We start from the raw sequence: 13,982 nt of genomic DNA, 5'->3' as shown, positions 1-13,982 counted from the left end.
AAGCACGCCGGCGCGACCGTGACAGGTTGTGCAGAGCTTCCCTAGAATGCCCCTCCGGGTCGACGGCTTGCGCGTCGTACCTTTTCGTTTCAACCGCGAGATCCAACATGGCCGAATACCGTGCGCCCACCCGCGATATGCTCTTCGTACTCAACGAAGTGCTCGACGACCAACGTATCCGTGATCTACCCGGTTACGACGATTACGAGCCGGAAACCGTCTCTGCCGTACTCGACGAGGCCGCGCGCTTTGCCTCGGATGTCCTCTCGCCGCTCAACTGGTCGGGCGACCGGGAAGGTGTGCACTGGAGCGAAGACGGCATCGTCGCGGCCGAGGGCTTTGGTGCGGCCTATAGCCAGTATGTCGAAGGCGGCTGGAATGGCCTGACCGGCTCGGCCGATCATGGCGGCATGGGCATGCCACGGGTGCTGGGTGCGGCGGCCATGGAAATGTGGAACGCGGCCAACATGTCGTTCGCGCTGTGCCCGCTGCTGACGGCCAGTGCCGTCGAAGCCCTGGAAAACCACGGCAACGACGAACTCAAGCAGACCTATCTCGACAAGCTCGTGACCGGCGAATGGACGGGCTGCATGGATCTGACCGAGCCCCAGGCCGGTTCCGATCTCGCCCAGGTGCGTACCAAGGCGCAACCCGATGGCGACGCCTATCGTCTGTTCGGCCAGAAGATATATATCACCTGGGGCGAGCACGACATGGCGGATAACATCATCCATTTCGTGCTCGCGCGCCTGCCGGATGCGCCCGCCGGTGTGAAAGGCATCTCACTGTTTCTGGTGCCCAAATTCATTCTCGATGAAAACGGCCAGCCCGGTGAGCGCAACGACATGCGCTGTGCCTCGGTCGAGCACAAACTCGGCATTCATGCCTGCCCGACCTGCACCATGAGCTTTGGCGAGGATGGCAAGGGCGCGCTCGGCTATCTCGTGGGCGAGGAAAACAAGGGCCTGGCGCATATGTTCACGATGATGAACGCGGCCCGTCATGCCATGGGTGTACAGGGCCTGGGCATCGCCGATCGCGCCTATCAGCGCGCGCTCGAATATGCCCGCGATCGCCAGCAGGGCGGGCGCGCCATCGTCGAACATGCCGACGTCAAACGCATGCTGCTATCCATGCGCGCGCAGACCGATGTACTGCGTGCCATGTGTCTGGATTCGGCCAGTGCCCTGGATATCGCCGAACGCAGCGATAACGAAGAAGAACGCGCCGCCGCCCAGGCCCGTGCCGATGTCATGATCCCGGTGGTCAAGGCCTGGGGCACGGAACTGGGTGTGGATATCGCCAATACCGGTATTCAGGTGCATGGCGGCATGGGCTTCGTGGAAGAAACCGGCGCGGCGCAGTATCTGCGCGATGCGCGTATCGCGCCCATCTATGAAGGCACCAACGGCATTCAGGCCATCGACCTGGTCGGGCGCAAGCTCATTCGCGACGAAGGTCGCGGCATGCGCGCACTCATCGCCGATATTCGGGCCACTGCCGATGGCAGCGCCGAGGGTGCGAACGAACACCCGGCACTGTCCGATGCGCTGGAGCTGCTCGAAACCGCCACCGATACGCTGCTGGAAGCCGGTCGCGATGCGGCCATGGCCAATGCCTTCAACTACCTCATGCTCTGCGGGACCGTGTTCGGTGGCTGGTATGCCGCGCGTATCGCGGACGTGGCGAAAAACGCACTGGACAACGGCACCGACGAGTCCGATTTCTACGAAGCCCGTCAGGCCTGTGCCCGTTTCTATGTGCACCAGATCCTGCCCAAGGCACGCGGGTATGCCGCGATGATTCAGGCCGGGCCGGCGGTTGTCGATTCGGTGGATGCGCAGCGGCACCTGTAGCGGTTTACCCGCGCCAGCCTGCGAATACGGTGGCCATGCCGTATCCGCGGTGACGGTCGTATGTTTCGATGGGCGTGGCCGGTAGCGGCCACGCCCGTCGACGCCCTGCCGCCCGCTGCCGCGGTCACGACGCGGGGGGCTATCGCGCCGGCCGTTGTACTTCGCTACCCCGCGGTCAATGCAGCCAGTGAGACAGATCCCGATCGATCAGCTTCGCGGTTGTCCGTATATCGGTCTCATAGCCTTCAAGCAGACGCTGGCGCAGGGGGCTGGTCAGTTGCGGTGGGGCCATGCCGCAGATACGACCGGTAGGTTGTACGCCGAGTTTTTTCATCAAGCGGCCCATCCCGCGATGTTGATGTGACAGCCGCGCCTGCCAGGCGAATCGTGCTACACGCTGCATGCCGGATGCCGCATTCGTTTGCTTACCGGGATCCGGCCAGCTGTTGCAGCGCGCGCCGATAAAATCACACGTCTGCTGTAGAACATCCTGCGGCTGCTGGATCAGGTCGTCGAACAGAACGACTTTGATCTGGCTACGGGGGAAGAGGTCGAAAAACTCTTTCAACCGCTCGGCATAAAAGCCGCCCGTGCGGTAGTGATAGCCCCACCAGACGTCATTTTCGATGCGCTCGTTTTCTACTTCCAACGCGGCTGCGAAGTCTCGGAACGTTTCATAGCCGTCGCGTACGTGATGCATGAACTGCGAAAAGGCCCGGTCCACCGGGTTTCGCAGCATGCAGATAATCCTGGTCTGCGGGTTGAAATCATGAATCTCCCGCGCCACGCCGGGGAAGTAGAGATAGCCCGGCGAGGCTTCCCCGGTGACTTGGCCGGCTGCGGCGTTGGCGTAGAGCCGCTCGTATGCCTGCGGGTCGAAGGCCATTTGTGCCGCGTATTGGGCATCCACACCGTGGCCGATCGAGTCGGCACTCAGGCCCTTGAAGCAGAAGTAGTGGGGCTCCTTGACGACCGGGAAGAACACGTCGTTCTGAAGGCCAAGCCATTCGTGCAGAATGGTTGTGCCCGACTTGGCAGCGCCTGCGATAAGGAAATCCGGCCGGTGGTTCATTTGTACGCCCTCTGGGTGTTGTATGGTTACAACCAGAGCAAACATCGCGCCATGTTCTGGGTGTCATTTGGGGCGGTTTTGGGCGCAATTCTTTGCAATTGGCCAAGTGACTTTTGAAAAAATGCGAATCGTCTTCGCGTTTTGCAAAATCATCCGGTTATCGCCGTGGCATGGATCGGTCGCACGGGCGCATGCTCGATTGGCCTGGTGGGCGAGCAGGGCCGCCGTAATGGATTAGGCGAATCCCCGGCAGCCCTTGATCGTTCCCCGAACAGCGCCCGTGCTCCGCTGTTTTCAACGCCATCAGAAACAACAGCGGCGCCTGACCGCCGTTTTTTGAACTTCGCGGCCGCTCAGTGCGGCGCGCGAACTCGTGCGGTGGTTTATTGCGTCAGCTCGGATAACGCACGCGGATGCGGCCGGCGCCAGTCATGGCCGCGCAGCATCATCTGCCAGTACATGATGGGAAAGACGTGACGCTTGAACAGCCAGTGCAGGCGCCGTGGCTGGCGCGGATCCAGCGGAAAGCTCGATACCACTTCCTGGTCGTAGCGAAATTCCGCAAGCAGTACGCGGCCATGTTCGACGGTCAGCGGACAGGCACCGTAGCCGTCGTAGCGCGGCGCATCGGCGCCCATGTCGAGCTTATGCAGCACACCGTCGACCACCGTGGGTACCTGGCGGCGCACCGCAGCCATGGTCTTGGCATTGGGTGTATCGGTGCAGTCGCCCAGCGCGAAGACATTGGCGTAGCTGTTGTGGCACAGGCTATGGCGATCCACGCTCACCCAGCCGGCCGCGCCGGCGAGCGGGCTGCTGCGTACGACGTCCGGCGCCGACTGCGGTGGCACGACATGGAGCATATCGAAATCCCGTGTGACTTCGCCCTCGGCGGTCGCGAAGGTGGCCTGGCGACGCTCGCCATCGACAGCAATCAGGTCGTGACCGAAATAAGGCGTCGCTCCGTAGCCGGCGATGACCTTGTCGAGTTCGCGTGCATAGACCGGCACGCCAAACATGCTCGCGCCCTGATTGTAGAACTCGAGGGTGGCATTCACGCCGCGGCGGCGCAGCGTGTCGGCCGTCAGGTAGAGCGCCTTCTGCGGCGCGCCGGCGCACTTGATGGGCATGGCCGGTTGGGTAAACAGCGCCCGGCCCCCGGCGAGTGTCATCGCCAGTTCATGGGTATAGGGCGCGTGGTCGTAATGATAATTCGAGGTCACGCCGTTGCGCCCCAGCGTTTCCGCAAGCCCGTCGATCGCATCCCAGTTCAGTTGCAGGCCGAGCGCAACCACCAGCACGTCGTAGCTGTGCTGTGCGCCGCTGGCCAGCACCACCCGATTCTGATCCGGTTCGAAACGCGCGATCTTGTCGTGTATCCACTCGGCGCCTTCGGGCATGACGTCGGCCTGGGCACGCCGGGTGTGTTGTCGGGGCATATCGCCACCGCCGACCAGTGTCCAGCCCGGCTGGTAGTAATGATCGGTACTGGGCTCGATAACGCTGACATCGAGTTCGGGATGCCGCCGCAGCAACGCCGAGGCTACGGACAAGCCGGCAGTTCCGCCGCCGGCAACGAGGACGCGGTGGTGGCTGGCCGGGGCATTCGAGGATTCGGTCATGGCAGATATCTTCTGGTAAGCGGGTGACGCGGGGCGGTCATTCCTGTGATTTGGTTATTTAATAATTCAAAAAAGTTATTAAAAATAGCGTTAAAGCGCCGGAATGTTATCAGGGAAATCGGCCCTGCAATGGATATAGATCAATTTGCGGTCTCGAATTCTGCGTTTGGCACCGCTATGAGACTGTCGATGTCACGCGAGCCACGAAACCGCCGGCCGCGCCGCATTCGCCGTAGCGGCAGAAAAGCCGGCGGCGAGCGCTCGTCGATCCGCGTGCTATCGCGGCGTGGCTGTGTGGCGTGTTATCGGCCGGTGCGTAGTCGATATCCAACGCGCAAACCGTGAAAACGCTGCGGGCCGGAACGTCGAAATAGTCAATGCGGTTCTCGAGGATGTGCGCCGTTCAGCTTGCGTCGCGAATATCAGCCCCCGGCTTCGGGCGATCGATCGTTCGTCTTATTCGCGTGTCTTCGCGTTCATTGGCGGACAAACTACCTGCTTGCGAACCGCCCGCTTCGTTTCATACATACGCAAGACGCGCCTATAATCTCGTTAAAGAATAAAGATAGATGCTAAAGTTATAAAGCTCTTTACGAACAAACGATTGGAGCGCCTGTTGTGAGCGTGTTATTCGGTGTGTTCATCGGCCTGGCGCTGGGGCTGACCGGCGGTGGTGGGTCGATATTCGCCGTACCGCTGCTCATTTATGGGCTGGGTCTGGCCGCGCCCGCGGCGATTGCCGTGTCGTTGGCCGCAGTGGCGTTCACGGCTGCCTTCGGGGCGATCGAGGCGGGCTGGCGCGGGCTCATCGAATTGCGTGCCGGGTTGATCTTTGCGATCGCCGGCATGGTAAGTGCGCCGCTGGGTGTCCATCTGGGCGACCGGGTCAGCGAAACAGTGATCGTGGCGTTGTTCGCGGCGGTCATGTTCGTCGTGGCCATGCGCATGTTCATGAGTGCGCGCCGTGCGGGCGATGATACGCGCGTCGTGCGCGCCCGCCCGGCGGCCGATGCCGATGACGACCCCGGTACGGTCTGTCGCTACAGCCGCGACGGCCGGCTGCGCCTGAATGCACCCTGTAGTGCGGCGCTGGTCGCGGTCGGACTGGTGGTCGGTGTGATGTCGGGTTTTTTCGGCGTGGGCGGCGGCTTTCTCATCGTGCCGGCGTTAATGCTCATCACCACCATGGGCATTCACCGCGCGGTATCCACATCGCTGCTGGTGATCACACTCGTGGGCCTGTCGGGGCTTGCCTCGGCTATCGTGTCCGGACGTGTGATCGACTGGCCATTGACCGCGTTGTTCGTCCTTGGCGGCTTGATCGGCATGGTCGGTGGCCGCAGTCTCTCGCGCTATCTGGCCGGGCCCGCGCTGCAGTTCGTCTTTGCGTTGGCGATGATCTGTATTGCCGTATTCATGCTGCTGAAAACGATTGTTTGAGGGGGCGTTCACCCGGGGCGATCAGCCGGCGATCAGCGCCAGCCAGCCGGCCAGCGCGCTGAGCGTGATCAACAGCACGGGCACGGTCAGTACGATGCCGATCCGAAAATACTGGCCCCAGCCGATGGTCAGCCCCTTGCGCGCGAGTACATGCAGCCAGAGCAGGGTGGCCAGGCTGCCGATCGGGGTGATCTTGGGCCCGAGGTCGCTGCCGACCACGTTGGCATAGATCATGGCTTGCTGGGCCAGGCCGGATACATGGCTGGCATCGATTGAAAGTGCGACTACCAGCACGGTCGGCATATTGTTCATCACCGACGACAGGAAAGCGGCGAGAAAGCCGGTGCCGACGCTCGCTACCCATAGTGACTGTCCGCCGAGCCTATCGAGAATAGCCGCCAGATGGGCGGTCAGACCGACGTTCTGCAGCCCGTAGATGACCAGATACATGCCCAGCGAGAACACGACGATATCCCAGGGGGCGCCGCGGATCACTTTCATGTTGTCGACCACGGGGCCGCGCTGGGCAAGCCCGAGCAGGACGGCCGCACCGAGCGCGGCGACCGCACACACCGGCACGCCGATGAGCTCGGCCGCGAACAGGCCCACCAGCAGCAGCCCGAGTACCCACCAGCCGGCTTTGAATACGGTCGCGTCCTTGATCGCCTCACGCGGCTCGCGTAATTGGCCGGGGTCGAAGCGCGCCGGGATATCACGTCGGAAATACCAGAACACGATCCCGATCGAAGCCGCGACGGAGACGATATAGACCGGCGCCATCACCGCGGCATAGCTGCCAAAATCCAGGTCGAAGAAATCGGCCGAGACGATATTCACCAGGTTGGAAATCACCAGCGGCAGGCTTGCCGTGTCGGCGATGAAACCGGCCGCCATGACGAAGGCCAGGGTCGCACCGGCGGAAAACCCCAGCGCCAGCAGCATTTCGAATACGATTGGCGTGAGGATGAGCGCAGCCCCGTCATTGGCAAAAATGGCGGAAACCAGCGCGCCCAGCAGCATCACCAGCACCAGCAGGCGCGGGCCGCGACCGTCGCCGCGCCGGGCGACATGCAGTGCGGCCCATTCAAAGAAGCCGGCTTCGTCGAGCACCAGACTGATCAGGATGATGGCCACAAAGGTGAAGGTGGCATTCCAGACGATGCCCCAGACGGTGGCGATATCGCCGATATCGACCACGCCAGTCGCCAGGGCCACCAGCGCGCCGGCCGACGCGCTCCAGCCGATGCCCAGACCGCGTGGCTGCCAGATGACCAGCGTGAGCGTGGCAATAAAGATAAGAACGGCAAGAATCGTCATGACAGTCCTGGATCGCAGGCAGGCGCGTCACGCCCGGGGCATGCATCGTTGAAAAGGGGCCGGGCGGCTCAGTCGGTCAGCTCCGCGAGCAGACCTGCGACGCGCTGTTGGATAGCGTCGCGGCTGGCCGCGAAGATCGCGGCGATCTGCGCGCGGCTGCCCTGGGCTTTGGCTGGATCTTCCAGGCCCCAGTGGTGCTTGTGTGTGCCGGCTGGCAGCAGCGGGCAATGCTCGTCGGCATGGCCACAGACCGTGACCACGATATCGGCCCAGTCGATATCCGCGCTGGCGAGAATCGACGATGTCTGCGCTGATATGTCGACGCCGGCTGCCTGCATCGCCGCCACCGCGTTCGGATTGAGCCCATGCGCCTCGAGACCGGCCGAGCGTACGGCAATTTCATTGCCGCCCAGATGACGGGTCCAGCCTTCGGCCATTTGCGAGCGGCAGCTGTTGCCGGTGCATACATAGAGAATATTCATGCGGGGTCGGTCACGGGCGGGGTGCTACAACGTTCGCCGGGTCGATCGGCCATGGTGGCCAGCCGTTGTGTATCGCGCATGAAAGGTTCGCTTCGGGTGTTGGCCTGGGCAGTGGCCGCAATGACCTCGCGTGCCCAGCCGGGCAGTTGTTTGCCGATGCGGTAATACACCCAGACCCGTTCGCGCCGATCATCGACTACGCCGGCGTCGCGCAGCAGTTTCAGGTGCCGCGAAATCTTGGGTTGGGACAGATCGAGCGCATGTACCAGCTCGCAAACGCACAATTCGCCGTGCTGGGCGATAAGCATCACGCAACGTAGCCGGGTGTTATCGGCGAGGGCCTGAAAGAAGTCCTCGGCCGCGATTTGATCCCGCGGGACATCGGTGGGTATAGCCATCGTATTCGAAAATTCGTATATATGGAAAATAGAATATACGAAGTAGCGAATACGTCAATCTCATACACCGTTGTCCCGGCGCTGACGGCGAGCGCGCCAACACAGCGCCGCCGTGCTAGGCGCTTAGAGCCCCTGCGCGCCGCGGCGCAGCCAGCCGTGTACGAACGCGAGCTTGCGCCGTGCTGCCTCGGAAAGGGCGAACGGATACAGATCCGACAGCCCCATCGAGCGATTGACATGATTCACGCCGATGGCAAGCGAGGCGGCGATATGAATCAGACGCTCGGAATCCGGCTCTGCATAGGGATCCCAGCCGCGGTCGGGCAGCTCGGGCGCGGACAGCCCGGCGGCCATGAAGCTGTCGGTGATGTCGGTCAAGTGCAGTAGATGGGCAGTGGTTTCGGCCCAGTCTTCATGCGGATGCGCCGATGCATAGCTGGTCAGAAAACGCAGCGACCAATCCGGCGGCGGGCCGTTTTCGTAGTGGCGTTGCAGCGCGGTGGGATAATCCGCGCGTTCGTCGCCGAACATGTCGCGAAATGCATCCAGGAAATCATCGCGCAGACTCAGCCGCCACCACAGCATATGCGCGATCTCGTGGCGCATATGTCCGATCATGGTCCGATAGCGCTCCTGGAGCGCCTGGCTACGGGTCGCACGGACCACCGGGTCGGCCTCGGTCACGCTGATCGTCACCACGCCCTGGGCATGGCCCATGGGCACCGGGGCGGTGTCTTCGGCGAGCATGTGGAACACCGGGCGTGTGCCCGGGTCCTCGGGGCGAAACCAGTGCCAGCGACCGAGATTATCCAGTGTCCAGCGCTTGGCGGCTTCGGTTTCGGCCCAGTTCGCCATCGCACCGTCGATCGCTGGGTCGGGCGCGAGCGCGGTCATCGCACAGGAGCGACAGAACGCCCCTTGCTCGGGCGCGATCCAGTTACAGCCGATGACTTCGCGGTTGATACAGAACGGCGGCATCGGCACGAAGGCACGGGCCTGCGGGTCGTAGGCGACCGGCGTGCCCTCGGCGGTGGTGAGATTATCGAACCAGAGTGAACCGGAACCGACGGGGTTGGCGAATACACGCATTGCGCTAGGGCTCCAGAACGAGGCCAGAAAAAACGAACATACAGCCCACGTTCGGCCGTTCGGCTGCGTGGGTCAACCGTCATGCGGGCAAACACCTTGGCCGCCAGCGCCCGCCCCGGGCCGGCGTACATGGCGGTGATGCGCTGATTGCGCTGGGACGCAGCGCAAGACGATCATAAAAAAGCCCGGCCTGTAACACAGGCCGGGCATGAATGACGGCAAAGCGGTCGATCAGGCGTTTTCGAGCAATTGCCGACGCAGGTCCAGCTTGCTGAATTTGCCCGTGGACGTGCGCGGAATCTCGTCCACGAAGACATAGTTTTCCGGCACCATCCATTTTTCCATGCGCTCGCGCAGGAAAGCGGACAGGTCTTCGGCCGAGAGTTCGCGGCCTTCGCGCACCACCACCGCAGCCAGCGGGCGTTCGCCCCATTTTTCATCGGGTTGGGCCACGACGGCCGCTTCGGCCACGTCTTCATGGCCCATGATGGCGTTTTCCAGCTGGACCGAGGAAATCCACTCGCCACCGGACTTGATTACGTCCTTGGTGCGGTCGGTGATGTTGATATAGCCGTCTTCGTCGATGGTGGCGATATCGCCGGTGCGCAGCCAGCCGTCGGCGGTGAATTTCTCGTCGCTGTTTTCGAGCCGGTAATAGCTGCCCGTGATCCACGGCCCACGGACCTGGATTTCGCCCATTTCCTTGCCGTTCCAGGGCAGCGGTTGGCCCTCATCGCCCACGATACGCGTATCCACGAACGGCACCGGTGCGCCGGCGGTCGCACGAATCGCGTATTGCTCGTCTTCGGAGCGCTGCTGGATTTTGGGTTTCAGGCGCGCGGCCGAGGCCAGCGGCGAGGTTTCGGTCATGCCCCAGGCCTGGATCACGGTGAGCCCGTATTTGTCGAAGCGCCGGATCATGGCTTCCGGCACGGCCGAGCCGCCCACGGTCATGCGCATTTCCGGATGCAGCTTCCAACGATTCGGCTCGGCATCCAGCGCGTTGATGATGCCCATCCAGATCGTCGGCACGCCGGCCGTGACGTTGACCTGTTCGGATTCATAGACCTTGAGCAGGCTTTCCGCATCCATGTGCGGACCCGGAAAGACCTGCTTGGCGCCCGTCATCGTCGATACATAGGGCAGGCCCCAGGCGTTGACGTGGAACATCGGTACCACCGGCAGAATCACGTCGTTGTACGATAGATTCAGCGTATCCGGCGTGGCGGAGGCCATGGCATGCAGCACGCTGGAGCGGTGCGAATAGACGACGCCCTTGGGCTTGCCGGTGGTGCCCGAGGTGTAGCACATGCCGCAGGCGTCGTATTCGCTTTTTTCCGGATATTCGAATTCGCCCTGGGCGCCGGCCAGGAAATCTTCGTAGCCGATCATGCCGTCGGGCACCGGCTTGCCGGCCAGCGGCACGACGATAATCTTTTCGAAATTCACCTGATCGGCGAATTTTTCGTAGAGCGGCAGCAATACGTCGTCGATGATCAGAATGCGATCTTCGGCATGGTTGACGATCCAGGCCACATCGTCCGGTGGCAGGCGCAGGTTGAGCGTATGCAGGACCGCGCCGGTAATCGGAATACCGAAATAGGCTTCCAGATGGGCGTGTGTGTTCCAGGAGAAGGTCGCGACCCGGTCGCCGTTCTTGATGCCGGCTTCGATCAGTGCCTGGGCCAGCTGCTTGGCGCGCTTGACCATATCGGCATAGGTATAGCGAAACAGGCTCTTGTCCGGCATGTGGGTCACGATTTCCACATCGCCGAACTGGGTGCCCGCGCGCTCGAGAATGTCGTCGAGCAGCAGCGGGCGGTCCATCATCGTGGATTGCATGGGATCTCCTCTAGCCATGTCTGTTTGTTGTAAGTCGCCGGTGACGAGCATCGCATTGGCATGCCCGGATCGTCCATATTTGTTGGCTTATACCAGCAAACCGTCTGCGCCGATCCGGGTAATGCGGCGTACCGGGCGGCCTCGCGTACCGCTTGAAACAGCGTTTTAACGCAGGCGTTACGGAACACGCACTGCTGTTCAGCTGACATACGCATACCGGCGTAGCCTTGTGTATGCGTCGATGGTGCGCGCGAAAACGCGTTGCATCTTTAGCCCACGAACAGAGGTAGGGCCATGAGTAAACGACTGCTGTCCATATTGTTTTCCGCAGCCCTGGTAATCGGGCATGCCGGCGGTGTCATGGCCGGCGAATTGACGGTCGACGAGATGCAGGCCGAGCTGGACGCGGCCACGCCCGAGCAGCCGGCCGATTTTTCCGGCCATGATCTGAGCTATCTGGACCTGTCCGGCATGGATCTGTCGGGCGCCAATCTGGCGGCCGCGGATCTGAGCAACGCCCGGCTGGAAAACACGCGCCTGGAAGGGGCGTCGCTGATCGGCGCCAAACTGAATGGGGCATGGTTGGCCGGGGCCGATCTGTCCAATACAAATCTGCGCGATGCGGTGTTCGTGGATGCCATGCTCACGGGCGCGCGCTTTACCGGGGCCGACTTGCAGGGCACCGATTTCTCTGGCGCCGAGCTGAACGGCGCGACCGGCCTGTACGGCGAGCTGGCACGCCAGCGGGTCTAGCGCATCGCCGCCCGCGTCGCCGGATGCGGGCGGCTTGGTTATAGTGCGGCGATCCTTATCGACGGATATCGAACGTATGCGCTACTGGGAAGATTTCGAGGTTGGCGAGACCGAACGCTACGGCGCCTATCAGGTGACCGAGGCTGAGATCATCGAATTCGCCACGGCCTATGATCCGCTGCCGTTTCATACCGACCCCGAAGCGGCCAAGGACAGCCCCTACGGCGCGCTGACCGCGCCCGGGCTTTTGACCTGTGCGATTTTCATGCGTCTGCTGGTCGATCACCTGCTGCTGGATGCGGCCTCGTTGGGCTCGCCGGGCGTGGATGAAGTGCGCTGGCTCAAACCCGTCTATGCCGGCGATACGTTGTCGGTGCGCCAGCAGGCGCTATCCAAGCGCGTGCTCGAAAGCCGGCCGGAAATGGGCCTGGTGAAGAATCGCTTCGAAGTGCTCAATCAGCACGACGAGGTCGTCTGTGAGATCGCCTCGAACGGCCTGTTCGGCCGCCGCGATACCAGTGGAGCCACGGCATGATTCACTACGAAGACCTCGCGGTCGGCGACACGGTGGAACTGGGCCCGACCAGCGCCAGCGCCGACGAGATGATCGCCTTTGCCAAACGCTACGATCCGCAACCGTTTCATTTGAGCGACGAAGGCGCGGCGAATACCTATTTCGGACGGCTGGCGGCCTCCGGCTGGCATACCGCAGCGCTGACCATGCGGCTGATGATGACCGGCCGCGACGAGCCGCTGGCCAGTCTCGGCTCACCCGGTTTCGAAAACCTGCGCTGGCGCAAGCCAGTCTATCCCGATGATCAACTCATCGCGCAGGTGCGTGTGGCCAGCAAGCGCGTATCCGAATCGCGGCCCGAAATGGGGCTGGTGCAGTTCGAGGTCGAAACGCGTAATCAGGACGATGTCGTGGTAATGAGCTTTGTGTCGACCTCGATGATCGCCCGGCGCGAGCCCGGCTGACACACCGTCGTAGCTGGCCGCGCCTCAGGTGCGATGCGGCTCGCCGAGATATTCGCTGGAACTCATTTCGTGCAGGCGACTGGCCGTGCGTTCGAACTCGAATTCCAGGCGGGTGCCCTGGTAGAGATCGTCCGGCTCGGCCTCGGCGGTACAGAACAGGTTCACGCGTCGGTCGTAGAATTCGTCCACGGCGTTGATGAAGCGCCGGGCGGCGTTGTTTTCGTTGTCATCGAATACGGGCACGTTCGACACCATGATGGTCGAGTATTCGCGCGCCATCTCGATGTAGTCGTTGGCCGAGCGATTGCCGCGACACAGATCCTCGAAGTCGAACCACACCGCGCTGTCGGCGCGTCGGCGCACGGGAATCTTGCGGCCCAGGATCTTGACGTTGCCGCCCTCGGTATCGCGCCCGGTCGCCAGGCGTTCGAAATGGCTGGCGAGCACCGCATCGGCGGCTTCGCCGGTGGGGGTCTGATAGGTGGCCGCCGCGTCGATACGATCCAGACGGTAGTCGGTGCCGTCGTCGAGATGCATGACCGTGCAGTATTGCTTGATGCGCTCGATGGCCGGTTTGAAGCGCTCGCGCTGCAGGCCGTCCTTGTAGAGATCGTCGGGCGCGACGTTGGAGGTGGTCACGAGCGTCACGCCGCGCTCGAACAGTTCTTCGGTCAAACGCGCCAGAATCATGGCATCGGCCACGTCGGAGACAAAGAACTCGTCGAAGCACAACACGCGGTCGCTGGCCCATTCCTTGGCGATGAGCTTGAGCGGGTCGGACTTGTGTGCATATTTCTTGCGCGCTTCGTGCACCTTCTGCATGAAGCGATGAAAATGCAGCCGCGATTTTTCCTCGAAGGGCAGGTTTTCGAAGAAACTGTCCATCAGGTAGGTTTTGCCACGACCGACGCCGCCCCACAGATAGAGCCCGGTGACCGGCTTGCGCTTGGGCTTGCCGAACAGCGGTTTGGTGGTCGGGTTTTCGAGCAGGGCGTCGTGGATCGACTGCAGCGCGTCGACCGCTTTCTCCTGGGCAGGGTCACGCAGAAAATCGTCGCGCGCCAGATCGGCGTCGTAGCGCGCGCGTGGGCCCGCGGCGCTGTCAGCGGTGTCGGCCATGCAAACTCTCGTAC

Annotated in this window: 13 protein-coding genes; 5 read left to right on the top strand and 8 right to left on the bottom strand. The window is 62.4% G+C overall.

Annotation, left to right across the window (positions count from 1 at the left end):
- Positions 1-107 precede the first annotated feature (107 nt).
- Positions 108-1,856 carry an acyl-CoA dehydrogenase gene (locus tag S4A8_RS00265; RefSeq protein WP_353218564.1) on the top strand — a complete coding sequence of 583 codons (1,749 nt, stop codon included), beginning with the start codon at positions 108-110 and terminating at the stop codon, positions 1,854-1,856.
- A 175-nt stretch (positions 1,857-2,031) separates the two neighbouring features.
- Here S4A8_RS00265 and S4A8_RS00260 read toward each other — a convergent pair whose 3' ends face one another.
- Both S4A8_RS00260 and S4A8_RS00255 read right to left on the bottom strand, forming a co-directional pair.
- The gene (locus S4A8_RS00260; protein ID WP_353218563.1) at positions 2,032-2,928 is read right to left on the bottom strand and encodes a sulfotransferase; all 897 of its coding nucleotides are present in this window, start codon (positions 2,926-2,928) and stop codon (positions 2,032-2,034) included.
- A 383-nt stretch (positions 2,929-3,311) separates the two neighbouring features.
- Positions 3,312-4,550 carry an NAD(P)/FAD-dependent oxidoreductase gene (locus S4A8_RS00255; RefSeq protein ID WP_353218562.1) on the bottom strand — a complete coding sequence of 413 codons (1,239 nt, stop codon included), beginning with the start codon at positions 4,548-4,550 and terminating at the stop codon, positions 3,312-3,314.
- Positions 4,551-5,168: 618 nt separating this feature from the next.
- On the opposite strand from S4A8_RS00255, the gene S4A8_RS00250 reads away from it, so the two are divergent.
- Positions 5,169-5,990 carry a sulfite exporter TauE/SafE family protein gene (locus S4A8_RS00250; RefSeq protein ID WP_353218561.1) on the top strand — a complete coding sequence of 274 codons (822 nt, stop codon included), beginning with the start codon at positions 5,169-5,171 and terminating at the stop codon, positions 5,988-5,990.
- A 21-nt stretch (positions 5,991-6,011) separates the two neighbouring features.
- Here S4A8_RS00250 and S4A8_RS00245 read toward each other — a convergent pair whose 3' ends face one another.
- The 5 genes from S4A8_RS00245 to S4A8_RS00225 all read right to left on the bottom strand — a co-directional run bounded on the left by S4A8_RS00245 (position 6,012) and on the right by S4A8_RS00225 (position 11,118).
- Positions 6,012-7,307 (bottom strand): arsenic transporter, encoded by a 1,296-nt coding sequence (locus tag S4A8_RS00245; RefSeq protein WP_353218560.1) that lies wholly within the window; start codon positions 7,305-7,307, stop codon positions 6,012-6,014.
- A gap of 68 nt (positions 7,308-7,375) precedes the next feature.
- Positions 7,376-7,789: an arsenate reductase ArsC gene (locus tag S4A8_RS00240; protein WP_353218559.1), complete on the bottom strand. Its 414-nt coding sequence runs from the start codon at positions 7,787-7,789 to the stop codon at positions 7,376-7,378.
- Positions 7,786-8,187, bottom strand: coding sequence for a metalloregulator ArsR/SmtB family transcription factor (locus S4A8_RS00235; RefSeq protein WP_353218558.1), 402 nt, complete (start codon positions 8,185-8,187; stop codon positions 7,786-7,788). The genes S4A8_RS00240 and S4A8_RS00235 overlap by 4 nt, the downstream gene beginning before the upstream one ends.
- Before the next feature lie 123 nt (positions 8,188-8,310).
- On the bottom strand, positions 8,311-9,276 hold the full coding sequence (locus tag S4A8_RS00230; protein WP_353177263.1) for a zinc-binding metallopeptidase family protein: 966 nt from the start codon (positions 9,274-9,276) through the stop codon (positions 8,311-8,313).
- A gap of 231 nt (positions 9,277-9,507) precedes the next feature.
- On the bottom strand, positions 9,508-11,118 hold the full coding sequence (locus S4A8_RS00225; protein ID WP_353218557.1) for a long-chain fatty acid--CoA ligase: 1,611 nt from the start codon (positions 11,116-11,118) through the stop codon (positions 9,508-9,510).
- 294 nt (positions 11,119-11,412) lie between these two features.
- On the opposite strand from S4A8_RS00225, the gene S4A8_RS00220 reads away from it, so the two are divergent.
- The 3 genes from S4A8_RS00220 to S4A8_RS00210 all read left to right on the top strand — a co-directional run bounded on the left by S4A8_RS00220 (position 11,413) and on the right by S4A8_RS00210 (position 12,849).
- On the top strand, positions 11,413-11,871 hold the full coding sequence (locus tag S4A8_RS00220) for a pentapeptide repeat-containing protein (protein WP_353177266.1): 459 nt from the start codon (positions 11,413-11,415) through the stop codon (positions 11,869-11,871).
- Positions 11,872-11,947: 76 nt separating this feature from the next.
- Positions 11,948-12,406: a MaoC family dehydratase gene (locus S4A8_RS00215; RefSeq protein WP_353218556.1), complete on the top strand. Its 459-nt coding sequence runs from the start codon at positions 11,948-11,950 to the stop codon at positions 12,404-12,406.
- A complete protein-coding gene (locus S4A8_RS00210) occupies positions 12,403-12,849 on the top strand; it encodes a MaoC family dehydratase (RefSeq protein ID WP_353218555.1) in 447 nt (148 codons plus the stop codon). The genes S4A8_RS00215 and S4A8_RS00210 overlap by 4 nt, the downstream gene beginning before the upstream one ends.
- 24 nt (positions 12,850-12,873) lie before the next feature.
- Here S4A8_RS00210 and zapE read toward each other — a convergent pair whose 3' ends face one another.
- On the bottom strand, positions 12,874-13,968 hold the full coding sequence (zapE, locus tag S4A8_RS00205; protein ID WP_353218554.1) for a cell division protein ZapE: 1,095 nt from the start codon (positions 13,966-13,968) through the stop codon (positions 12,874-12,876).
- Positions 13,969-13,982 lie beyond the last annotated feature (14 nt).

This window comes from Salinisphaera sp. S4-8, assembly GCF_040361235.1.
Taxonomy (GTDB): domain Bacteria; phylum Pseudomonadota; class Gammaproteobacteria; order Nevskiales; family Salinisphaeraceae; genus Salinisphaera.
Note: the sequence above shows the minus strand (reverse complement) of the source record. Positions and strands in the feature narration are given on the sequence as shown.